This window comes from Micromonospora sp. NPDC047557 (genome assembly GCF_043205095.1).
In the GTDB taxonomy this organism is placed as follows: domain Bacteria; phylum Actinomycetota; class Actinomycetes; order Mycobacteriales; family Micromonosporaceae; genus Micromonospora.
Genome location: NZ_JBIDDK010000001.1, coordinates 773,078 through 794,273, shown reverse-complemented (window position 1 = coordinate 794,273; position 21,196 = coordinate 773,078). Strand labels below are relative to the sequence as shown.

Below are 21,196 nucleotides of genomic sequence, written 5' to 3'. Positions count from 1 at the left end.
CCGCCGGCCGCTCCCGGGCAACCTCCAGCAGGCGGTGGATGACCGCGCCCGCGCCGAGCTTCGCGCACCTGGTCCGGATGAGCGACGACACCGGCCTGTTCGAGCACGCCCGGCACGCCATCGTCCGCCGCGAGCACGGCTACTGCACCGACGACGTGGCCCGTGGCCTGGTCGTCCTGTGTCGCGAGCCGGAGCCGACCGAGGAGTTGCTGCGACTCGCGGAGCGGTACCTCGCCTTCCTGACCCATGCGCAGGACGCCACCGGCGCCTTTCGCAACCGGCTCGGGCACGACAGGCGCTGGACCGACGAGCCCGGGCTCGGCGACTGGTGGGGCCGAGCGCTGTGGGGGCTGGGCACGGCCGTCGCCCGCAGTCCCGCCGCCTGGGTACGGGAGGAGGCGCTGGTCGCCTTCAGCCGCGGTGCGGCGCGGCGATCCCCCGCGCCGCACGCGATGGCGTTCGCCGGGCTCGGTGCGGCCGAGGTGCTGCGTCGCCACCCGGGCCACGTGGCCGCCGCGGCGTTGCTTGCGGACGCGGCCAGCGCCGTCGGCGCACCGGACCCCGACTCGCGGTGGCCCTGGCCGCAGCAGCGGTTGACCTACGCGAACGCGGCCCTCGCCGAGGTCGTCATCGTCGCCAGTCAGCTGCGCCACGGTGGCCCACCCCTCGACGAGGGTCTGCGGATGCTGGCCTGGTTGCGGGACGTCCAACTGCGCGACGGGCGACTGTCCGTCGTACCCGCCGCCGGGTGGCGACGTGGCGCCGTACGGTTCCACCACGACCAGCAGCCGATCGAGGTCGCCGCCCTCGCGGACGCCTACGCCACGGCCGCCACGGTCACCGGTGACCCGGCCTGGGATGACGGGCTCCGGCAGGCGATCGGTTGGTTTCTCGGTGACAACGACCTCGGCACGCCGATGTGGGATCCGGGCACCGGTGGCGGCTACGACGGGCTGACCGCCCACGGTCCCAACCTCAACCAGGGCGCCGAATCCACACTCGCGCTCATCTCCACCCTCCAGCACGCCCGGCGGTGGTCGTGACCGACGTCCTGGCCGTCCGGCAGGACGTCACCCTCACCCCCGATCCCCGCCGGGTCGTCATCAAGCTCTTCGTCCCGGGCGAGGACGCGGCCGTGGTACGCACCCGCGCGCGGGCGCTCATCGAGCGTGTCGCGCACCTCGACGACGAGGAGACCGCCCGCCTGCTGCGGGACACCCTCGAACGGTTCGGTGCCCGGCACCGCGACCTCGCCGCGACGTTCCAGCATCACTACGACCTCGTGCGGCACCGCGCCGCCCGAACCGGGGACCTCTCGCCCACCAGCCGACTCCTGGTCGGCGCCTACTTCAGCCACGAGTACGCGGTCGAGGCCGCCGCCCTGTGCAACCCGTCGATGGTGGCCCACCCCGACCAGAGCGGGTTGAGCGCCGGGCAGCTGCGGGTGGCGGTCAGCCTCCGCCAGATCGGCGAGGGTCACCTGTCGTCAGTCGGATTCGCCAGCGCGGTTCTCGGACCGGGGCGCGAGCTCACCGTCACCGACCGGTCCGGCCCGCTGGTGGTCGGACAGCGCACGGGAGTGCGGCACCGCCGGGACCTGCTCGTGGCGGGTCTGGCCGAGAAGGACTGCGACAACGAGATCACCGCCACGGTGCTGGACGCGCTGCCCGACCGGTACGACGAGGCGACCTTCGAGCGGGTCCTCGGTGATCTGCCGCCGGACCTGCTCTCCCGCAGCACCGGGCTGGACACGCTGGAACACCTGCGGCGCACCAACGCCAGCAGCTACGCCACCGCCTTTCCCGCCGGGACGGCACTGCACGAACGCGTGCTCTGGCCGGCCACCCCGGCGGAGAGCAACGGCATGGAGGACGCCCGGTTCGTCCTGTTCACCGATGGGTCGCCGCCGGTGTACCGGGCCACCTACACCGCCTACGACGGCCGGAGCATCGCCGCCCGGGCACTTGTCAGCCCCGATCTGCGCCACTTCGAGATGACCCCGATGCGGGGGCCGGGAGCCCGTAACAAGGGGATCGCGCTGTTCCCCCGTACCGTCGGCGGCCGGCACCTGGCGCTGTGCCGCGCCGACGGTGAGACCATCGGTCTGACCGTCCTGGACGCCGACAACCGCTGGCAGCACCCGGACCCGCTGCACGGGCCCCGGGACAGCTGGGAGCTGATCCAGGTCGGCAACTGCGGCTCTCCGATCGAGACCGAGGCGGGCTGGCTCGTGCTCACCCACGGTGTCGGCCCGATGCGCCGGTACGCGATCGGCGCGCTCCTGCTCGACCTGCGCCGACCGGATCGGGTGATCGCACATCTTCCCGGCGTGCTCCTGGCCCCGGAACAGTCCGAGCGGGACGGCTACGTGCCGAACGTCGTCTACTCCTGCGGCGGGCTCATCCACGACGGCGAGCTGTGGCTGCCGTACGGTGCCAGCGACGCCCGGGTCGGCTTCGCCACCGTGCCGGTGACGGCAGTGCTCGCCGCGATGGCGCACGCCCCGCCCGAGCACGGTGGGAGGGACTGAACGCCGACGGGCGGACGCGCCGCGGCGGTCGGTTGGATCAGGCGAAGCCCTCGGAGAGGTGCCCGCGTAGCGTGGCCAACGATCGGGTGATCAGCCGGGAGACGTGCATCTGGGAGACGCCGATCTGCTCGGCGATCTGGGCCTGGGTCAGGTTGCCGTGGAACCGCAGGCTGAGGATCCGGCGTTCGCGTTCGGGCAGCGTGGCGAGCGCCGGGCCGAGGGCGACGCGGAGGTCGACGAGGTCGAACTCGTGGTCCTGCTCCCCGAGGGTGTCGCCGAGTTCCATGCTTCCGTCGATGCCGGTGGGTGTGGACAGTGAGGTCGCCCGGTACGCCCGGGCTCCCTCCAGCCCTTCCAGCACGGTCTCCTCGGAAACGTCGAGGTAGCTCGCGATGTCGGCGACCGTCGGCGAGCGGCCCAGGGTGTGCGTCAGCGTGCTGTTGGCGGCGCTGATCGAGAGCCGGAGTTCCTGAAGGCGGCGCGGCACCCGCACCGACCAGGTGCGATCCCGGAAGTATCGCTTGATCTCGCCGACGATGGTCGGGATGGCGTACCCGCTGAAGTCGACGCCACGGGTGGCGTCGAAGTGGTCGACGGCCTTGATGAGCCCGACCATTGCGGTCTGCATCAGATCCTCGTCGGGGGCGCCGCGTCCCGAGTAGCGGCGGGCCAGATGACGGGCGAGCGGCATCCACGCCTCGATGGCGCGGTCCCGCAGGGCCGGTCGGCGCGGGTCGTCGGCCGCAGTGGTGGCCAGCTCGACGATCAGTTCGTCCGTGCCGGCGGCGTTCCGTCGGCTGGCAGCGGTGCCGACCGCGGGTTCGACAGTCGTGAGCATGGGCTGGTCCTCTCCGTGTCTGCCCGTCGACCAGGACGACCGGAGAGAATCCGATGCGCTGTCGACAGGACCACAACCACGGGCCTCGCCGCCGCGTCATGTCGTTTCAGGTGTGGTGTGCACGTTACCTGAAAGTGCGAGCAATGACTAGCCGAAAGTATGAGATTGGGCAGCTGAAGGTATTGCCCTGAGGCGATTCGGGGAGTCGCTCGTCTCCTGCGGCGTTCGCACGTTGGCAGTTCGCCGCCGGGCTTCTACGGTGGTCAGGACACGGGAGGTGGAGCTTGGTCGACGCCGGCGACGCGGTGCGTTGGTTGCAGCTCAACGCACCCCGGGGCGGGCCGGACGAGCTGTCGCTTCTGGTCACCCGGGCCGCGCCGGCAATCGGTGCCACCGAGATCGTGATCTATCTGGCCGACTACAACCAGTACTGTCTCGTGCCCCTGCTGGGCGCCGGCCTCGCCCGGGACGAGCTGACGATCGAGACGACCCTGGCCGGTCGGGCGTTCACCACCCTCGACGTGCAGCGTGCCGCCGACAACCCGGACCGGCTCTGGGTGCCCCTGCTGCTCGGCTGCGAGCGGCTGGGTGTGCTGGAGGTCGTGTCGCCGGCCGCCGCCGACACGGCGCTGGACGGGCCGGCCTGGGAGTTGGCGGTAAACGTCGCCCAGGTCCTGGTGAACCGCCGGCTCTACGGCGATGTCGTCGAACGGATGCGGCGACGCCTGCCGATGCAGGTCGCCGCCGAGATCGTGTGGGGGCTGCTGCCGCCGCTGACGTTCGCGACCGACGACCTGGTGATCACCGCGATCCTCGAACCGTGCTACGACGTCGGCGGCGACATCTTCGACTACGCGCTGAACGGCGACGTGCTCAGCCTCGGGCTCTTCGACACCTGCGGGCACGGCATCAAGGCGAGCACCCTGGCCTCGCTGGTGGTCAGCGCGTACCGCAACGCCCGCCGGTCCGGCCTCGACCTCGTCGACACGGCGATCAGCATCGACCGGTGGGTGCGCTCCGAGCACCCCAGTTACTTCGCGACGGCGCTGCTCGCCGAACTGGACCGGCGCACGGGTCGGCTCCGGATCATCAACGCGGGGCACCCCGGCGCCATGCTGCTGCGCGACGGCAAGGCCATCCGGGAGCTGCCGGGGCCGACCGCGCTGCCGCTCGGCCTGGGCCACCTGTCGCAGGCGCGGCCCCAGGTGTACGAGGAGGAGCTGCACCCCGGCGACCGCATCCTCGCCTACACCGACGGCATCACCGACGCGAAGGCCGCGGACGGGGAGCGGTTCGGTCTGGACCGGCTCGTCGACTTCGTCAACCGTGCCCTCAACGACGGGCTGCCCAGCCCGGAGACGATGCGCCGCCTGGTGCGCGCCGTCCTCGCGTACCAGGACGAGAAGCTCGACGACGACGCCACGGCCCTGTTCCTGGAGTGGCAGCCTCCGCACCTGCCGTTGGGGCACCTGCGGCACGTCACCGCGCCCCAGCCCTGATGACGAGTGGGATTTTGCACTCCCAGTGCACTTGTCTCCAAGTTCGGGGCTGTCTAGCGTCACACCATGGCTGACTCGTGGACCTTCGCCGTGGCCCGTGCCGACCTGCGCGAGACCACGTTCGCCGACGCCGAGGCGCCCGCGTTGCCCGACGGCGCGGCGCTGCTGCGCGTCGACCGCGTCGGCCTCACCGCCAACAACGTGACCTACGCGGTGCTCGGCGACGCGATGCGCTACTGGGAGTTCTTTCCGCCCGGCCCCCGCGGGCTCGGGCCGCAGTGGGGGCTTCCGCCGCTGTGGGGCTTCGCCGACGTGCTCGCCTCGACGGTTGCCGGGGTCGAGGTCGGCCAACGGGTCTACGGTTACCTCCCGCCCGCCGGCCACCTGGTCGTCCGGCCGGACCGGGTGGACGCGTCCGGGTTCCGCGACGCGAGCCCGCACCGGGCCGAGCTGCCCTCGCCGTACAACGCGTACCGGTCGACCACCGGCGATCCGGTCTACCAGGCCGGGCAGGAGGACCTGCTGATCCTCTTCCGGCCGCTGTTCTTCACCTCGTTCATGTTGGCCGACCAGGTGGTCGACAACGACTTCTACGGCGCGCGGTCGATCGTGCTGTCGTCGGCGTCGAGCAAGACCGCGTACGCTGCCGCGTCCGAACTGTACGGTCGCGGCCCGCGACTGGTCGGGCTCACCTCGCCCGGCAACGTCGCGTTCACGCGGTCACTCGGCTGCTATGACGACGTCGTCGCGTACGACGACATCGACGCCCTCGACGCGGTCGCCACCGTCTACCTCGACCTGTCCGGAGCGCCAGCGACCCGGGCCGCGCTGCGCGCTCACCTAGGCGACCGGCTCGTGCGGGACATCGCGGTCGGGCTCACCAACCAGACGCCCAACGCGGACGCCGCCGGGGAGGTCTTCTTCGCGCCGGTGCAGATGCGCAAGCGCAGCCGGGACTGGGGTCGCGACGGGCTCGACAGGCGGTTCACCGACGCCTGGCAGCGGTTCGTCCCGGCGGCGAGCGGGTGGCTCGACGTGCGGGTCGGCAACGGTCCCGAGGCCCTGCGACACGCGTGGCTCGACGTCCTCGCCGGTCGTACGCCGCCTCGGGTCGGCCACGTCGTCCAGCTCTGAGCCGGCCGTTACGGGACGATCGCGTCCACGTAGCCGCCGTCGACCCGGACCGCCGCGCCCGTCGTCGCGGAGGCGAGCGGAGAGGCGAGGTAGGTGACCATGTTGGCGATCTCCTCGGGCTCGATGAGCCGCTGAAGCAGCGACTGTGGCCGGTGCAGCCGCATGAACTCCCGCTGCGCCTCGTCCCACGGCAGGCTGTCGCCGACGAGTTCGGCCACGAAGTCCTCCACGCCCCCGGTGTGGGTCGGCCCGGCCAGCACCGAGTTGACGGTCACGCCGGTGCCGGCGGCGGCCTTCGCGAACCCGCGCGAGACGCCGAGCAGAGCCGTCTTCGAGACCCCATAGTGGATCATCTCGGCGGGGATGGCGACCGCCGAGTCACTGGCGATGTACTGCACGCGGCCCCAACCGCGTTCCATCATCCCGGGCAGGTAGGCGCGGGTCAGCCGGACGCCGGCCAGCACGTTCACCTCGAAGTAGCGACGCCACTCGTCGTCCGAGATCTCCAGCGCCGGAGTGGGGCCGAAGATGCCGAGATTGTTGACCAGGATGTCGACGGTGGGCAGGAGGTCGAGCGCGCGGGCCGTACCGTCGTCGGTCGACACGTCGGCGTCCACCTCGACGACCTCGGCGCCGGGGACCTCGCCGCGCAGCGCCGTGGCCGCGCGCTCGACCGAGGCGGCGGTACGGCCGTTCACGGCCACCCGGGCCCCCGCGCGGGCGAGCCCGACCGTGATGGCGGCGCCGATTCCCTGGGTCGAGCCCGTCACCAGCGCGGTCCTGCCGGCGAGATCGATCTGAACCGTCATGGCTGTCCTGTCCGTTCGCACCACACCGAACCCTGGTCGGGGGACGGCTCCCGCAATCTCGACCGTAGCCGTGCCGGCTCGACCCGGCAGGGTGAGTCGAACAGATCACGGCCCCGCCTCGGCTGGGGCGGAAACCGCTGGTCATCCGCCGGTGGCGTTGGTCCAGCACCCGCCGGTCGTCCCCTGCCGCTAGGCTGTGGGTGCGGGCACCGATCGCCCATCGCCGGGCCCGCCCCTCCGCCTCCCACGGCTTCGAAGCTGCCGATGACTGAGTCGAGCGCTGCCGTGCACATCTTTTGGAGCACCTCGTGCCCGATATGACCTCCGCCCGCAACCCCTTCACCATCGAGGGAGGCAGGGTCGTCGACGACGAGCGCAGTCCGGCCGCGGACGTCAGCGCCGCGTCCATGACCCGCCTGCGTACCCCCTTCGCGGCCGAGGCCGAGGCCGGCGTGCCGGCCGACCGGCCCGGCCGACCGGAGGAGAAAACCGTAATCTGACCCGCCGCCGCTCGTCTCCGATCACGAGGCGGTCAGCGCGCACGCGCGCTGACCGGACCGAGCGCACAAGGAGTGGGATCCATGTCGTCAGCCGGTCGGGCAGCACCCGATCCCGGGCTGGTCGTCGCGGCTCGACAGGGCGACCGGCGCGCTCTCGACGACGTCGTGGCGGCCTCGCTTCCGCTGGTCTACAACATCGTCGGGCGTGCGCTCCGCGGCCACGCCGACGTCGACGACGTGGTCCAGGAAACGTTGGTACGGGTGATCCGGCACCTGCCCGCGCTCAACGATCCGGCGGCGTACCGGTCCTGGCTCGTGGCGATCACCATCCGCCAGGTGCGCGACTGGGACCAGCGTCGCCGCATCGCCCTCAACCGGAACGCCGGGCTCGACGCGATCCACAACGTGCCCGACCCCGCCTCCGACTTCGCCGGGATGACGATCCTCCGGCTCGGCCTCACCGACCAACGACGTGAGGTCGCCGAAGCGACCCGCTGGCTCGACCCGGACGACCAGGAACTGCTCTCGCTCTGGTGGCTGGAGGAGACCGGCGAGCTGACGCGTGCCGAGATCGCCGAGGCCGCGAGTCTGTCGCCGGGACACGTCGCGGTGCGCATCCACCGGATGAAGGAGCAGATCCAGAGCGCCCGGGGCGTCGTCCGCGCCCTGCGTGCCCGCCCTGGCTGCCCGGACCTGAACGCGGTGGCGGCCGAGTGGGACGGCACTCCCAGCCCGCTGTGGCGCAAGCGGCTGGCGCGACACATCCGTGACTGCGCGTTCTGCGGACACCTGGGCACCACGCTCCTGCCGATCGACAGGCTGCTCGCCGGGATGCCGATGCTGCCACTGCCGGCCGGCCTCAGCGCCCACGTACCGGGCGCGACCGTGCCCCCGGCCGCCGCCGCGCCGGCCGTCGGACCGCATCCACCGGGCGTCGCCGAGCTTGCGGCGCACGCTCCCCGTGCTGTGGTTCCCTACCTGGCCGCCGGAGTGGTTGCCGCGGTCCTCGCGATCACCATGGTGGTGGTGGTGCTGCCGGACGATCCGGCCGCCGGGCCTTCCTGGGCCGTCCCGCGGCCCGCGGCGCCCACCACCGTCGCCTCCGCGCCCGCCTCCCCGAGCAGCGCGCCGTCACCGAGCGCGCGCCCCACGTCGAAGGCCCCGGTCGCACCGGCGGCGGTCAGCTCCCCGCGTAAGGGCGTCGGGGTGTGGAACTTCGCCGGAGCGAGCCAGGCGTTGGCCAGCTCGAAGGCCGGCTGGTACTACACCTGGGGCACCCAGCACCCGGGGATCAGCACTCCGCGCGGCGCGACATTCGTGCCCTTGATCCGCAGCGCGGAGAACGTCACCGCCGCGGAGCTGGCCCGGGCCCGGGCCGCCGGGCCGTACCTGCTCACCTTCAACGAGCCGGACCTGCCCGAACAGGCGAACATGACCGTCGAGCAGGCCCTGGACCTGTGGCCGCAACTGATGGCGACGGGCAGCAGGCTGGGCAGCCCGGCGGTCGCCTGGGGCGGCTCGGACCCGCAGGGTTGGCTGGATCGGTTCATGACCGGCGCCGAGGCCCGGGGTCACCGGGTGGACTTCATCACCCTGCACTGGTACGGCGCCGACTTCACGACCGCGGCGGCGGTGAACCAGCTTCGGCAGTACCTGCAGGCCGTCCACCAGCGGTACCGGAAGCCGATCTGGCTGACCGAGTTCGCTCTGATCCGCTACGACGGCGGGCGTCAACAGTTTCCGAGCCAGGAGCAGCAGGCGGCCTTCCTCACCGCGGCGGCCGACATGCTCGGCCAACTCTCCTACGTGCAGCGATACGCCTGGTTCGGCCTCCCCGCCACCGACAAGGATCGGTCCGGGTTGTTCAGCGACGGCACCACGGCGACAGTGATCGGCCGCGCGTTCCAGGCCGCGCGTTGAACGGGCGGGCCGGGCGGATCGTCGGCGTCGTCGCGACGCTGGCCGCGACGGCGCTGGCCGTCGGTCTGACCCGGGATGCGGGCCGTACCGACCGGACCGCCGCGCCCGCGTCAGCCGCTCCCGCGCCGACTCCGCCAGTACTGCTCAACGGCACCGATGACGCCTTCATCCAGCTGCTGCTGCCGATGAACGAGGGTGCACTCGCGGTGATCGACGCCCTCGACGATCGTCCGTCGGCCGCCGACCCTGCGCTGCGTGCCGTCCTCGGCGACATCCGGGCGGCGCACCGGGCCGAGTCGGTGGAACTGCGCAGGCTGCTGGCCGCCGGCAACATTCCGGAACAGAACATCCATGCGGGGCATCAGATGCCCGGCATGGTCACCCAGGCCGCTCTCGCCGAGCTGCGCGCCACTCCCGATGACGAGGTGCGGTCCCGGGCCGTCGGTCTGATCCGGGCGCACCTCACGCAGACCGTCGTGCTGTGCCGGGGCGAGCAGACCGCCGGAGGCAGCCCGGAGGTGAAGACCCTCGCCGGCCGGATCCAGGAGGCGCGGGCTGCCGAACTGAGCGCTCTGGGACGGCAGAGGGCTGAGCAGCGGTGACGGGCTAGGCCGGCGGCTCGATCGCCTCGACGAGCACCTGGAGCACGTGCCGGTACGGCTGCCCGGTGGCCCGGCTCATGCCCATCTCGCAGGTGCGGTTGCAGGAGGCGTACGCGTCGTGGTCGCGTTGGTTGACCTCGGCGGCCTGGGCGGCGGTGGCGCCGCTGGTGACCTCGGGATGCAGCAGCCCTCGGTCTCCGGCGAAGGCGCAGCATCCCCAGCTGTCCGGCACGGTTACGGTGTCCGCGACCGCCCGGGCCACGGTGTGCAGGTCGTCGATGCCGCCGAGGTGCACGGTGGAGCACGTGGGGTGCAGGGCCAGCGAGCCCAGACGCCGGGGTTCGGGCAGCGCCGGCAGGAGGTGTTCGGCGGTGAAGGTGACGCTGTCGACGAAGCGCAGAGCGGCGTACCGTGCCCGATCCTCTTCAGCCAGCGCGGCCGTCAGCTGGGTCAGCCCGTGGGTGCAGGACGACGCGTCGCACACGATGGGCAGCCGGCCCTGGTCGCTGGCCGTCCACAGCGCGGCCAGGGTCCGCTCGGCCATCTCGCGGTGGCCGGCGGGGTAGCCCTTGGACTGCCAGGGCGTCCCGCAGCACAGGCCCGCCGTCTCGGCCGGCACGACGACCGGCACCTGCGCCAGCTCGCACAGGCGCAGGAACGCCGCCGCCGAGCCGCCGGACGGGCCGTCCTGGGGCGCGAAGACGCTGCCGATGCACGCCGCGAAGAACACCGCTCGTGCGTCCGGCGCGCTGCGTGGCTCGGGGCGGGGCCCGCCGGCGCGCGGCATGTCGGCGCTCCACTGTGGTACGAGTTCGGTGGCGCCGAGTGCACGGATCATCCCGGTGGCGGCGCGGGTCAGCGGTGTCGGCACGGCGTGTGCGGCGTTCAGCCCGACCCGGACGCCGGCCACGGCGCCCTTCCAGTGCCGGGCGACACCACGGGCGGTGCGCTGGGCGAGTGGGCTGTGCCGCTCGGCGCGCAGTCGCTTCATCGCCGCGCCGGTGTCGATGCCGACCGGGCAGGCGGTGACGCAGAGGCTGTCGGCGGCGCAGCTGTCCACCGCGGCGTACTCGTAGTCGGCGGTCAGCTCCCGGCGGCGTTCCTCGTCCCCGGCGGCCGTGGCGAGGGCGATCTGCCGTTGCAGGACGATGCGCTGCCGCGGGGTGGTGGTGACGTCGGCGGTGGGGCAGACCGGCTCGCAGTAGCCACACTCCACGCAGGCATCCAGCTCCGCATCGACGGTCGGGACGGCCTTGAGCTGCCGCAGGTGCACCGTCGGGTCGTCGTTGAGCAGCACGCCGGGGTTGAGCAGGCCGCTCGGGTCGCACAATCGCTTCAGCTCGCGCATCACGTCGTACAGCTCGTCGCCGTACTGGCGTCGGACGAAGGGCGCCATGGCGCGACCGGTGCCGTGCTCGGCCTTGAGCGTTCCCCCCTCGGCCAGCACGAGGTCGACCATGTCGTCGGTGAACCGTGCGTAGCGGTCGATCTCGGCCGGTGTGTCGAAGGACTGGGTCAGCATGAAGTGCAGGTTGCCGTCGCGGGCGTGTCCGAAGATCACCGCGTCGGGGTAGCCGTGCCGCTCGAACAGGCGGATCAGCCCGTCGCAGGTGCCGGTCAGGCGCGGCATCGGCACGGCGACGTCCTCCAGCAGGGCCGTGGTGCCGGGCGGGCGGGCGCCGGCGACCGCCGTGTAGAGGCCCTTGCGCAGGTGCCAGAGCCTGGCCCGCTCGCGCGGGTCGTGGGTCAGCTCGGTGCCGGTGACGGCGGGCAGCCGGTCGAGCACGGGCTGGGCGTCGGCAAGCGTCGCGGCCAGCCGCTCGGCGGTGTCCTCGGCGAACTCCACCAGCAGCGCGGCGTGCCCGACGACAGTCAGCCCGCGCAGGGCCGGGCTCGCGTCCGGGTCACGCTGGCTGACCCGCAGCGCGGCGGCGTCGAGCAGTTCGGCGGTACGCGCGCCGGCGGCGAGCAGGGCGGGCAGCGCGTCGGTGGCGGCGCTGAGACCGGGCAGGATCAGCAGGCCGGTGGCGGCGTGTCGGTGGATCTCGACGGTCCGGAAGACGGCCTCGGCCACGAAGCCGAGCGTGCCCTCGCTGCCGATCATCAGGTGGGCCAGCATCTCGACCGGGCTGTCGTGGTCGAGCAGCGAGTTCAGTCCGTACCCCATGGTGTTCTTCATGGCGAACAGCCGCTCGATGGTGGCCCGCGACCCCGGCGTCGCGCGCACCCGGTCGCGCAGGCGCAGCAGCCCGGCGTGCAGCTCGGGCTCGGCGGCGCGCAGCCGGTCGTCGGCGTCGCGCGCGGCGGAGTCGACGACGGTGCCGGACGGGAGGACGAAGCGCAGCGACTCCATGGTGCGGTACGCGTTGTCGGTGGTGCCGCAGGTCATCCCGCTGGAGTTGTTGGCCACCATGCCGCCCACCGTGCAGGCGGACTCGCTGGCCGGGTCCGGTCCGAGCCGGCGGCCGTAGCGGGCCAGCCGGGCGTTGGCCTGCCGGATCGTCAGGCCCGGCTGGAGCCGGATGCGGCGGCCGTCGTCGAGGACCTCGGCGTGCCGCCAGTCGGTGCGCACGTCGACAAGCACGCCCGCGCCGCCGGCCTGCCCGGCGAGGCTGGTGCCGCCACCGCGCAGGGTCAGCGGCACGCCGGCCTCCCGGGCGCCGACCATCAGCGCGCCCACCTCGGCCGCCGAGGCCGCGCGGACCACGGCCTGCGGCTCGAACAGGTACGGCGAGGCGTCGTGCGCCGCCGCCAGCCTCCGGGGCAGCTCGGCGCTGGCCCGGGTCGGATCGTCGAGGCGCGAGCGCAGCAACTCGGCGACCTCGCGGGCGCGGGCGCCGGCGGCGCTCGGCGCGGGAACGACTGTGCTCATGGGCGGATCCTCCCGGGAAGGGTGGTCAGTCGGCGATGATCAGCATCCGCTCGGGTGCCGTGTCGACCGGTGCCGGCAGCCGCAGCGGTTGGCGGCCGGGGGTGATGCTGCCGAGCACCGAGGCATGCCGTGCGCCGGTGCCCGAGGGCAGGGTGCCCGGCAGCCCGTGCACGGTCAGGTAGCCCAGCAGCGCGAAGGCCAGCGCCTCCTTGGCGTCCGAGGCGACACCCACCTCGTCGCTCGACGTCAGGTCGGCGTCGGGCAGCTCGTCGACGAGCATGCCCATCAGGGTCGGGTTGTGCGCGCCGCCGCCGGAGACGACGAGGCGGGTGACGCCGTGCTCGCGGCAGGCGTCGGCCACCGTGACCGCCGTCAGCCGGGTGAGCGTGGCCAGCACGTCGTTCGGCTCCGGCGTGGGGGCGTCGGCGAGGGCGGCGAGCAGGTACGGCAGGTGGAACAGCTCCTTGCCGGTGCTCTTCGGGCCGGGCTGCCGGTAGTACGGCTCGTCGAGCAGCCGCCGCAGCAGGACCGGGTTCACCTGCCCGGCCGCCGCGCCGCGCCCGTCCCGGTCGTACTCCTCGGCGCCGCCGGTGAAATGGCGTACGACGGCGTCGAGCAGCGCGTTGGCGGGCCCGGTGTCGAACGCGAGGGGATCCGCGTCCGGCGCGACGACGGTGATGTTGGCGATGCCACCCAGGTTCAGCGCGGCGGGGATGCCGGGCAGGCCGCGCAGCAGCAGCGCGTCGAACAGGGCGACCAGGGGAGCGCCCTGGCCACCGGCGGCGACGTCGCGGCTGCGCAGGTCAGCCACGACCGCAAGGCCGGTGGCCTCCGCGATCCAGGCCGGCTGACCGAGCTGGAGGGTGCCGTGGACCGTTCCCGCCTCGACCCAGTGGTGCATGGTCTGGCCGTGCGAGACGACCAGGTCGGCGCGGCCGCCGCACAGTTCCGCGACCGCCCGCACGCCCGCCTCGGCGAAGGTCTGGCCGATGCCGGTGTCCAGCACACAGATCGCCTCGGTGGTGGTGGTCGCGGGTGGCAGGGCCGCGGCGATCCGGGCGCGCAACTGGTCGGGGTACGGGTGGCTGAGCCGGCCCAGCGGTCGCATCCGCAGGGTGTCGCCGCTCAGGTCGAACTCGGCTGCGGCGGCTTCGATGCCGTCGTAGGAGGTTCCGGACATCAGGCCGATCACGCGCATCGCGTCCTCCTTCACGCCCGGCCGGCGGGTGCCGTCGCGGCGTCGTCGTCGACCTCGTCGCGTCGTCCATGGTCGTACGGCGTCTCCGGGGCCGGGTGGAACCGGCTCGACACCGCGCCGACGACCAGGGTGATCAGGACGCCGATCGGCACCAGCCACTGCGCGGCGATGGCGGTCGCGGTGGTGGTACCCGCCGTCGTCACATCGATCTTGACGAAGCGGACGATGTAGGTCATCACCGCCACGGTGACGAGGAAGGCGATGAACGCGTCGACCTGGTTGGCCCGCTTGACCAGACGGCCGAGCAGGAAGGCCCCGAGCAGTGCCCCGTAGGTGTAGCCCGCGATGGTCAGACCGGTCAGGTAGACGTTTCCGGTGCTGGAGCTGAACGCGCAGGCGAAGACCGCCATCAACACCGCCCAGACCAGGGTCATCACCCGGGCGAGCCGGAGCATCGCGTCGTCGGACGGGACCTTGCGGGAGAAGCTGTGGATGAAGTCGGCGACTGTGGAGTTCGACATCGAGTTCAGCGCCGAGGACAGCGAACCCATCGCGGCGCCGAGGATGCCGGCCACCAGCAGACCCGAGATGCCGACCGGCAGGGCGTGCAGGATGAAACTCGGGTAGAGGTTGTCGCTGCTGGCCAGGCCGAGTTCCTTGAACGTCTGACCCTTGTTGTACGACCACAGCAGCGCGCCGACCAGGGAGAACGCGGCGAACTGGATGACCACGAAGACGCCCGAGGAGATCATCGCCTTCTGCCCGTCGCGCAGCGTGCGGGTGGACAGGATGCGCTGGACGATCAGCTGGTCCGACCCGTGGCTGGCCATCGCGAAGATCGCACCACCGATGATCGCGGTCGGCAGGGCGAACGGGCTGGTGAGCACGTGCGCGAGGGTGAAGTTGGTGTCGAAGAGCTGGAACTTGCCGGCGTCCAGCGCCTGCGAGTAGCCGTCGAAGCCGACGGCGTGGCTGAGCACCGCGATGGCCAGGATCGCCCCGCCCAGGTACAGCCCCATCTGGATGGCGTCGGTCCAGATGACCGCCTTGATGCCGCCGAGGTAGGTGTAGACGACCGTGATGAGCGTGAGGACCACGATGATGGCCTGGTAGCCGACGTGCAGGCCGAACTCGTCGAGGAGCAGCTTGATGGGGATGGCCGAGGCGAACAGGCGGACACCCTCGGCGAGCAGGCGGGTGAAGACGAACGTGACCGACGCCAGACCCTGAAGTTTCAGGCCAAACCGCTCACCGAGGTACTGGTAGGCGCTGACGAACCCACCCCGTTTGTAGAGCGGGATGAGCACCGTGGCCACGACGACGCGACCGATGACGTAGCCCAGGGCCAGCTCGACGTTGCCGAACCCCTGACCGCTGTAGGCGCCACCGGGCACGCTGATCACGGTCAGGACGCTGGTCTCGGTGGCGACCACGGAGAACGAGACGGTCCACCACGGCAGTCGGCCCTCGCCCACGAAGTAGTCCTTGGCGGACTTCTGCTTGCCGGACAGGCGCAGTCCGACGAAGGCGATCACCACGAGGTACAGCACGATCACGACAAGGTCGAGTTGGCGCACGGTTCACTCCCCACCCAGCGGGCTGTCAATAAGTGACGTTGGCCCACACTAACGCGAAACTTTTTGCCAGCGCCCGTCCGGGCTGGTTACGCTGTGGTTTCAGCCTGCTGATAGAGGGCGCGTTGGCCCAGCAGGACGCGCCCGGTGGCCTCGGCGGCTGAATATCAGCGAGAGGAACGAACACCGGATGGACCTCAGCACCCTCGGCACCGAGACCCGCAACGACAAGACCAGCGACCTCGACCGGATGTCTCCCACCGAGTTGCTTCTCGCGATGAACGACGAGGACCGCTCGGTCGCGGACGCCGTCCGTCGGGCCGTGCCGGACATCGCCGCCGCCGTCGACGTCATCGTGGCGTCGCTACGCCAGGGCGGACGGCTGATCTACCTCGGCGCGGGCACCAGCGGCCGGATCGGCATGCTCGACGCCGTCGAGATCCCACCCACCTTCGGTACGACGCCCGACCGGGTCATCGGTCTGCTCGCCGGCGGGGCACGAGCCTTCGGCGTCGCCGTCGAGGGTGCCGAGGACGACCCGACCCGCGCCGTCGCCGACCTCGACGCGGTCGGCCTGACTTCCCGCGACACGGTGGTCGGGCTCGCCGCCAGCGGCCGTACCCCGTACGTGGTCGGCGGGTTGGATCATGCCCGCGCGCGTGGCGCGGCGACCGTCTCCGTGGCCTGCAACACCGACGCGGTGGTCAGCCGGCACGCCGACGTCGCCATCGAGGTGCCCACCGGCCCCGAGGTGCTCACCGGCTCCACCCGGCTCAAGGCCGGCACCGCCGAGAAACTCGTCTGCAACATGCTCTCGACCGCCACGATGGCCCGGCTCGGCAAGGTCTACGGCAACCTCATGGTGGACATGAACGCCACCAACGCCAAGCTCGTCGACCGGGCACGCCGGATCGTCGCCGAGGCCGCCGACACCGATCTCGACACGGCCGCGCGGGCGCTCGCGGCGGCGCACGGGCACGCCAAGACGGCCATCGTGCTGCTGCTCGCCCACTGCACCGTCGAGGAGGCCGCGGCACGGCTGCGCGCCGCCGACGACGACGTCCGGGCGGCCGTCGCGGCCTGACCGCAGGGCGCACCCGCCCGTCGTCGCTGCTGGGCCGGGGGTGATCAGCGGTTGAGGTAGGCGGCCAGGCCGCCGAGCTCCTCGCTCGCGATGAACACCGACCGTACGTTGAGGATGGCCTCCTCGACGTGGGCCTCACAGCCCCACGCCGCATCACCCCACGAATCGGCGATCTTGATCTTCGCTGGTGCGGTGCACCCCTGGTCGCCGCCGAGCTGGCAGTGCTCGGGATGCGGTCGGGCGGCCTGTGCGGCCGCGGCGGCGCGCATCCGGTCGGCGAGTTCCGCGGCCGCGGTGGCGCGCTGCTCGGCCTCGGCGCGCAACTGCCGCTCGGCGCGTACCGCCTTGGCCAGCTCCTCATGCGCGGCCTTGGCGCGTGCCTCGGCGGCCGTCTTCGCCTGCTCGACGTGGTGGCGTTCGATGGCCAGGGCCGCGGTGTCGGCGAAGACCCGGGCCAGGGCGAGATCGGCGTCCTGCGGGACGCGCGGGATGCGGTGGTACATGGCGAAGGTACCCAACAGGCTGCCGTCGCGGGCCAGGATCGGCATCGACCAGCAGGCGGCGAGCCCGGCCCGCTCGGCCAGGTCGCGGAAGTCGTCCCAGAACGGGTCGGTGGCGATGTCGGTGACGATGACTGGTTCCCGCCGGTGCGCGGCCGTGCCGCACGAGCCGACGCCCTCGCCGGTGGCGATCCCGTCGATGGCCTGGTTGTAGAACTCGGGCAGGCTCGGTGCGGCACCGTGGCGCAGGTGCCGGCCGTCCGGATCGGCGAGCAGCACGGACACGAGCACCTGCTCCGGCGCCAGGTTCTCGATGCAGCGCGCCATCCCGTCGAGCACCTCGGCCAGGGGCGCCTGGCGGGCGATCTGCTCCAGCATGGCGCGGTGTTCGGCCATCAACCGCTGGGCGTGCTTGACCTGCGTGGTCTCCACACCGATCACGCGGATCCCGGTCACCGTGCCGCTGGCGTCGCGGCGTGGCTCGTACGTGAAGTCGAAGAACGCCTCCCGCGCGTGCGGGCCGGTCCCCAGCACGACCCGGGCGTCCCGACCGGTGTAGGGCTCACCCGTGCGGTAGACCTCGTCCAGCAGAGCGACGAAACCCTGACCGGCCAACTCGGGCATCAGCTCGGCGACCGGGACCCCGGTGCGCGCCCGTTCCTCACCGATGGTGGCGAAGAACGCCGGGTTCGCCGTCTCCACGACATGCGTGGGCCCCACGAGCGACGCGAAAACGGCGATGGACTGCCCGAACAGCGCGCGCAGATCCTCCTCGGCCGTCTCCCCGGCACTCACCGCACTTGACAGCTGGCCCGATACCGCAGTCATGCAGTGGTCGCCCCTCTCCTGTATGGCTTCGTCGGATGGCTCATGGTCGGCCGCCCGCTGACCGTCGCCAGAGTACGGGGGAGACCGCGAGGCCGCCGTACAGCGTAGCGATGCCCAGGCAGCGGCTGTCCTACCCGTGCGTGGCGGCTCAGCCGCTCTCGTCCACGAACTTGTAGTAGCTCATCCGGAAGCGTTGCAGCAGGGCGCGCATGAAGTCCGGACCGGCCTCCGGCGGCACCCGCTCCGCGCCGACCGGCACGCCGTTGTCGTAGAAGTCCTGTGCGAGCGCACCCCACTCGGGGTCGAGGATGGTCAGCGACACCGCCTGGCCCGGCTGCCAACGGAACTCGGCCACCCGCCGGTTGGTGTGCTGCGCGAACGTGTACAGCGCCACGCGGGTCAGCGCCTGCTCGGTCATGCCTGCCTCCTGGTTCACCACGGCTCCTCTGCTCACCACGGGCTCGGCGGACGGAAGGCGTTCCACGCCTCGCCTGTGATCATGCCTCGGCTGCGGATCTCGTTGAAGCGGTCCATCGCACCGGACAGCGCCTGCTCGCTCAGGCCGGTGCCGCGCAGACGGTCGGCCAGCGCGCCCGGATCGGTGGCCTGGATCCGGGCCATCGTCTCCGGGCTGAGCGGCCGGTTCATCTGCTGCTGAACGAAGTCCGACCGCAGCGGCTCGCCGTTCGACTCGGGGAACGAGTAGCCGTGATCGATGGCGACCAGGCGGCCGTCGGGGCCGGTCAGGTAGTTACCCATGTGCCGGTCGGTGTTGCCGCTGACGTAGTCGAGCACCGCCATCCGCTCGCTCTCCGCGACGGAGTAGGCGCTGGCGGGACGACCCGGGCTCGCGTTCTCCACGAACTCCTGCATCGACCCGGCCCCGTGCGGACCGTCCCACCGGGCTGTCGTGGGCACCAGGCCGAAGCCCAGATCCTCGTCCAGGCGCGAGGCGGCGACCTCCCGGGCGGCCAGTTGATTCTCCGGAATGGTGGAGCGCACCTGGACGAACTCGTTCTCCGGCACATTCGGCTTGTAGACGCCATGCGTGCCGTCGGTGAACGTCACGTCGTACGCGTCGTTGACGTGCCCACCGGGGTCGAGTTCGGTCATGCTGTGCACCTCCCTGCCGAGCAGCCGCAACTCGGCCTCGCTCGCATGATCGGGCACCAGCGGATCGGCGGTGGACCCGGGCTCCGTCGCGTCGGGCCCGTCGGTGTCCGGCGGCTCGTCGGCGCCGCGCGCCGTACCGTCGTCGTGCGGTGGCCCGGCGTCGTGCCCCCGGCCGCCGTCGTGCGGTGGGCCCCCGGCCGGCCCGCGCTCCCCGGCTGGTCCGCCGTGCGCCGGACCGCCGCCGGCCGGTCCCGGCTCGTGGCCCGCACCGGCGGGCCCGGGCCCGTCCTGCCAGGCCCACGGCGGCGCCTGCCCGCCCCCGGGATCGGTGTAGCCGCGCACCCCCGGGCCGGAGGCCGGCATGTCGGAAGGACTCGACCCGCCTGGGGTACGCCGCAGACCGCGCAGCGCCGTACGGAGGGTGTCGAGCAGTTCGCCGAGCTTGGACAGGATCGGCCGGAGCCGGCTGACGCTGCGGGCCAGCGCCGTGAGCAGCCCGGCGACCTTGGCGGCCCACTTGGCGACCAGCGTGGAGACCTGCGCCGCCACGAGTGGGGTGGCCGCGCCCAGGGTCAGCCCGGCCTCGGCGAGCCACTCCCACAGCCGGACGGCGAGGACCGAGACGAAGTCGGCGATCAGGTCCCGGACCAACTCCCGGACCAGCGCCACCAGCAGCCCCGCGCCCTCGACGACGGTGCCGATCAGACCGGTGGCGTCCGCCAGGCCGGCGAGGTGGCGCACGTGCTGGTCGCTGTAGCGGCAATACGCCTCGGACGCGGGACCCGTCCAGGTGGCGATCTCGGTGCGCACCGCCTCGGACAGGGCGGTGACCTGACCGGTGACCTGCCGGGAGACGTTGTGCCACGTCTGCGCGTACGCGGTGATCTGGTCCGGGTCGCCGGCCAGCCAGTCGAGGGCGTCGGAGAGCGGCTTGACGTGCTCGATGAGCCAGGCGACCCCCCACGAGACGATCGACCCGATCGGGTCTACGCAGGTCGCCAGCACCTCCATCGACGTACCGAAACCGCCGATGGTCGAGTCGATCCAGGACCCGTTCTCGATGCCGTTGCGCAGGTCGACCAGGCTCTCGACGAGGCCGACGCCGCTGTACGCGGTGGTGGTGTCCTGCCGGGCGGCGATCAGCGGATTCGCCACGTCGGTGCTCATCGGTGCATCCGCCCGAGGGCAGCGGAGATCGTTCCGTCCGTGTGGTGGTAGGCGTCCACAGTCCCGTCGAGCGCGCCGGCCGCGCTGTGCAACGCCTCCTGCGCCGCCGCGAGCGCCTCCACCGCCGGCTCCTGAAGGAAGTCCAACAGAAAGGGGATCGCCTGGCAGACGGGCAGATGCCCGTACGCGCCGGCGCCCATCCGCACGTACGCCCCCGCGTCGTGCGCGGTGCCGATCGCCTCGGCGATCCGGTCGACGGAGCGGGCGTGCTCGGTCACCGCCGCCGTGGTGACCTCGAACCCGGCTGCCTCAACGCCCACGGTCACCCCAGGGGGCGTACCCCGGCTCGTCCTCCTCGGCGACCTCCGGGAAGCGCGTCTCGTAGCTGCCGACGACGGCGCGGGCGGTCTCGGAGTCGGCGCCGACGGTCTCCGCCGCGGCCTCCGCCACCTGCGGGGCCAGGCGGCCCTGCGCCCGGCGCATCACCGCCAGCACCTCGGCGGCGATCTCGTCCGCCCGCCACCGCAACACCCGGTCGTCGAGTCGAAGGTCGGTCATGGCGCCGGACGCGGCGACGGTCACCTGGACCGCGCCGTCCGCACCGTCGGCGGTCGCCGACAGCGCCGCCACCCGCTCGGACAACTCCTGCGCCCGGGCGGCCCGCTCGGAGATGCCCGCCGACCAGGAGGCGACGAACCGCTCGGTCGCCGCGCCGAAGTCGCCGCTGGGAAACTGCGCCATCAGACCTCCCCCGTGTGACGGCAGCCGGCCGCCCCAGGAGGAACCCGGTGCGGCGCGGACAGCACACGATACGCCCTCACCCTCCGACGTGGAGTCCGCCGACGACGGCGGTCAGGGGACGGTGGTCGACCTGGGTTTCCGCGGCCGTGTCGAGGTCGCAGACCGTTCCGGTCGGCCGGTCCGGCAGGAGGCTGAGGCGGGCCGAGACCTTCGGTGAGATCGGCGCGGCCTCTGCGCGCGTCACCCTAGGCAGTCTTGAGTCACCCTCGTATCCGGCGGCGGGGATG

19 protein-coding genes are annotated in these 21,196 nt (G+C 72.3%); 8 read left to right on the top strand and 11 right to left on the bottom strand.

The genetic code is table 11. The features are described 5' to 3' along the window. Window positions 1-38 precede the first annotated feature (38 nt). Both ACGGAQ_RS03630 and ACGGAQ_RS03625 read left to right on the top strand, forming a co-directional pair. Complete coding sequence (locus ACGGAQ_RS03630) at window positions 39-1,043, top strand: glycosyltransferase (RefSeq protein WP_393044260.1); 1,005 nt, start codon at window positions 39-41, stop codon at window positions 1,041-1,043. After that, window positions 1,040-2,530 carry a glycoside hydrolase family 130 protein gene (locus ACGGAQ_RS03625; RefSeq protein ID WP_393044258.1) on the top strand — a complete coding sequence of 497 codons (1,491 nt, stop codon included), beginning with the start codon at window positions 1,040-1,042 and terminating at the stop codon, window positions 2,528-2,530. Before ACGGAQ_RS03630 ends, ACGGAQ_RS03625 begins: the two co-directional genes overlap by 4 nt. Before the next feature lie 37 nt (window positions 2,531-2,567). Here the strand turns inward: ACGGAQ_RS03625 and ACGGAQ_RS03620 are convergent, their stop codons facing one another. Continuing rightward, on the bottom strand, window positions 2,568-3,368 hold the full coding sequence (locus ACGGAQ_RS03620; RefSeq protein WP_393044256.1) for an RNA polymerase sigma factor SigF: 801 nt from the start codon (window positions 3,366-3,368) through the stop codon (window positions 2,568-2,570). A 284-nt stretch (window positions 3,369-3,652) separates the two neighbouring features. On the opposite strand from ACGGAQ_RS03620, the gene ACGGAQ_RS03615 reads away from it, so the two are divergent. Continuing rightward, on the top strand, window positions 3,653-4,867 hold the full coding sequence (locus ACGGAQ_RS03615; protein WP_393044254.1) for a PP2C family protein-serine/threonine phosphatase: 1,215 nt from the start codon (window positions 3,653-3,655) through the stop codon (window positions 4,865-4,867). Window positions 4,868-4,933: 66 nt separating this feature from the next. Next, window positions 4,934-6,001 (top strand): DUF2855 family protein, encoded by a 1,068-nt coding sequence (locus ACGGAQ_RS03610; protein WP_393044252.1) that lies wholly within the window; start codon window positions 4,934-4,936, stop codon window positions 5,999-6,001. An 8-nt stretch (window positions 6,002-6,009) separates the two neighbouring features. Here ACGGAQ_RS03610 and ACGGAQ_RS03605 read toward each other — a convergent pair whose 3' ends face one another. Then, window positions 6,010-6,810 (bottom strand): SDR family NAD(P)-dependent oxidoreductase, encoded by an 801-nt coding sequence (locus ACGGAQ_RS03605; RefSeq protein WP_393044250.1) that lies wholly within the window; start codon window positions 6,808-6,810, stop codon window positions 6,010-6,012. 317 nt (window positions 6,811-7,127) lie between these two features. Between ACGGAQ_RS03605 and ACGGAQ_RS03600 the strand changes: the two genes are divergently transcribed. The 3 genes from ACGGAQ_RS03600 to ACGGAQ_RS03590 all read left to right on the top strand — a co-directional run bounded on the left by ACGGAQ_RS03600 (window position 7,128) and on the right by ACGGAQ_RS03590 (window position 9,832). Then, window positions 7,128-7,310 (top strand): hypothetical protein, encoded by a 183-nt coding sequence (locus tag ACGGAQ_RS03600; RefSeq protein ID WP_393045647.1) that lies wholly within the window; start codon window positions 7,128-7,130, stop codon window positions 7,308-7,310. 81 nt (window positions 7,311-7,391) lie between these two features. After that, on the top strand, window positions 7,392-9,230 hold the full coding sequence (locus ACGGAQ_RS03595) for a sigma-70 family RNA polymerase sigma factor (protein WP_393044248.1): 1,839 nt from the start codon (window positions 7,392-7,394) through the stop codon (window positions 9,228-9,230). Then, window positions 9,227-9,832 carry a DUF305 domain-containing protein gene (locus tag ACGGAQ_RS03590; protein WP_393044246.1) on the top strand — a complete coding sequence of 202 codons (606 nt, stop codon included), beginning with the start codon at window positions 9,227-9,229 and terminating at the stop codon, window positions 9,830-9,832. The genes ACGGAQ_RS03595 and ACGGAQ_RS03590 overlap by 4 nt, the downstream gene beginning before the upstream one ends. Window positions 9,833-9,836: 4 nt before the next feature. Here ACGGAQ_RS03590 and ACGGAQ_RS03585 read toward each other — a convergent pair whose 3' ends face one another. The 3 genes from ACGGAQ_RS03585 to ACGGAQ_RS03575 are packed head-to-tail and all read right to left on the bottom strand — an operon-like array spanning window position 9,837 to window position 15,479. Next, window positions 9,837-12,704 (bottom strand): FAD-binding and (Fe-S)-binding domain-containing protein, encoded by a 2,868-nt coding sequence (locus ACGGAQ_RS03585; protein ID WP_393044244.1) that lies wholly within the window; start codon window positions 12,702-12,704, stop codon window positions 9,837-9,839. 25 nt (window positions 12,705-12,729) lie between these two features. Next, entirely contained in the window at window positions 12,730-13,902 is a 1,173-nt protein-coding gene (locus ACGGAQ_RS03580) for an anhydro-N-acetylmuramic acid kinase (protein WP_393044242.1), read from the bottom strand. An 11-nt stretch (window positions 13,903-13,913) separates the two neighbouring features. After that, a complete protein-coding gene (locus ACGGAQ_RS03575; protein WP_393044240.1) occupies window positions 13,914-15,479 on the bottom strand; it encodes a sodium:solute symporter in 1,566 nt (521 codons plus the stop codon). A gap of 187 nt (window positions 15,480-15,666) precedes the next feature. Here ACGGAQ_RS03575 and murQ point away from each other — a divergent pair, with 187 nt between their 5' ends. Beyond that, window positions 15,667-16,560, top strand: a complete 894-nt coding sequence (murQ, locus tag ACGGAQ_RS03570; RefSeq protein WP_393044238.1) for an N-acetylmuramic acid 6-phosphate etherase — start codon at window positions 15,667-15,669, stop codon at window positions 16,558-16,560. A gap of 44 nt (window positions 16,561-16,604) precedes the next feature. Here murQ and ACGGAQ_RS03565 read toward each other — a convergent pair whose 3' ends face one another. The 6 genes from ACGGAQ_RS03565 to ACGGAQ_RS03540 all read right to left on the bottom strand — a co-directional run bounded on the left by ACGGAQ_RS03565 (window position 16,605) and on the right by ACGGAQ_RS03540 (window position 21,153). Continuing rightward, on the bottom strand, window positions 16,605-17,855 hold the full coding sequence (locus ACGGAQ_RS03565; protein ID WP_393044236.1) for a GAF domain-containing protein: 1,251 nt from the start codon (window positions 17,853-17,855) through the stop codon (window positions 16,605-16,607). 181 nt (window positions 17,856-18,036) lie between these two features. Next, window positions 18,037-18,324 (bottom strand): hypothetical protein, encoded by a 288-nt coding sequence (locus ACGGAQ_RS03560; protein WP_393044234.1) that lies wholly within the window; start codon window positions 18,322-18,324, stop codon window positions 18,037-18,039. A gap of 14 nt (window positions 18,325-18,338) precedes the next feature. Further along, window positions 18,339-20,168: a hypothetical protein gene (locus ACGGAQ_RS03555; RefSeq protein WP_393044232.1), complete on the bottom strand. Its 1,830-nt coding sequence runs from the start codon at window positions 20,166-20,168 to the stop codon at window positions 18,339-18,341. Then, window positions 20,165-20,494, bottom strand: coding sequence for a hypothetical protein (locus tag ACGGAQ_RS03550; RefSeq protein ID WP_393044230.1), 330 nt, complete (start codon window positions 20,492-20,494; stop codon window positions 20,165-20,167). Before ACGGAQ_RS03550 ends, ACGGAQ_RS03555 begins: the two co-directional genes overlap by 4 nt. Further along, a complete protein-coding gene (locus tag ACGGAQ_RS03545; RefSeq protein WP_393044228.1) occupies window positions 20,478-20,909 on the bottom strand; it encodes a YbaB/EbfC family nucleoid-associated protein in 432 nt (143 codons plus the stop codon). Before ACGGAQ_RS03545 ends, ACGGAQ_RS03550 begins: the two co-directional genes overlap by 17 nt. A gap of 76 nt (window positions 20,910-20,985) precedes the next feature. Continuing rightward, window positions 20,986-21,153, bottom strand: coding sequence for a hypothetical protein (locus ACGGAQ_RS03540; protein WP_393044226.1), 168 nt, complete (start codon window positions 21,151-21,153; stop codon window positions 20,986-20,988). Window positions 21,154-21,196: the final 43 nt, after the last annotated feature.

Coding starts and splice junctions, on each gene's coding strand:
- ACGGAQ_RS03630 (WP_393044260.1), top strand. CDS start 39: ATGACCGCGCCCGCGCCGAGCTTCGCGCACCTGGTCCGGATGAGCGAC.
- ACGGAQ_RS03620 (WP_393044256.1), bottom strand. CDS start 3,368: ATGCTCACGACTGTCGAACCCGCGGTCGGCACCGCTGCCAGCCGACGG.
- ACGGAQ_RS03585 (WP_393044244.1), bottom strand. CDS start 12,704: ATGAGCACAGTCGTTCCCGCGCCGAGCGCCGCCGGCGCCCGCGCCCGC.
- ACGGAQ_RS03600 (WP_393045647.1), top strand. CDS start 7,128: ATGACCTCCGCCCGCAACCCCTTCACCATCGAGGGAGGCAGGGTCGTC.
- ACGGAQ_RS03580 (WP_393044242.1), bottom strand. CDS start 13,902: ATGCGCGTGATCGGCCTGATGTCCGGAACCTCCTACGACGGCATCGAA.
- murQ (WP_393044238.1), top strand. CDS start 15,667: ATGGACCTCAGCACCCTCGGCACCGAGACCCGCAACGACAAGACCAGC.
- ACGGAQ_RS03605 (WP_393044250.1), bottom strand. CDS start 6,810: ATGACGGTTCAGATCGATCTCGCCGGCAGGACCGCGCTGGTGACGGGC.
- ACGGAQ_RS03610 (WP_393044252.1), top strand. CDS start 4,934: ATGGCTGACTCGTGGACCTTCGCCGTGGCCCGTGCCGACCTGCGCGAG.
- ACGGAQ_RS03555 (WP_393044232.1), bottom strand. CDS start 20,168: ATGAGCACCGACGTGGCGAATCCGCTGATCGCCGCCCGGCAGGACACC.
- ACGGAQ_RS03545 (WP_393044228.1), bottom strand. CDS start 20,909: ATGGCGCAGTTTCCCAGCGGCGACTTCGGCGCGGCGACCGAGCGGTTC.
- ACGGAQ_RS03595 (WP_393044248.1), top strand. CDS start 7,392: ATGTCGTCAGCCGGTCGGGCAGCACCCGATCCCGGGCTGGTCGTCGCG.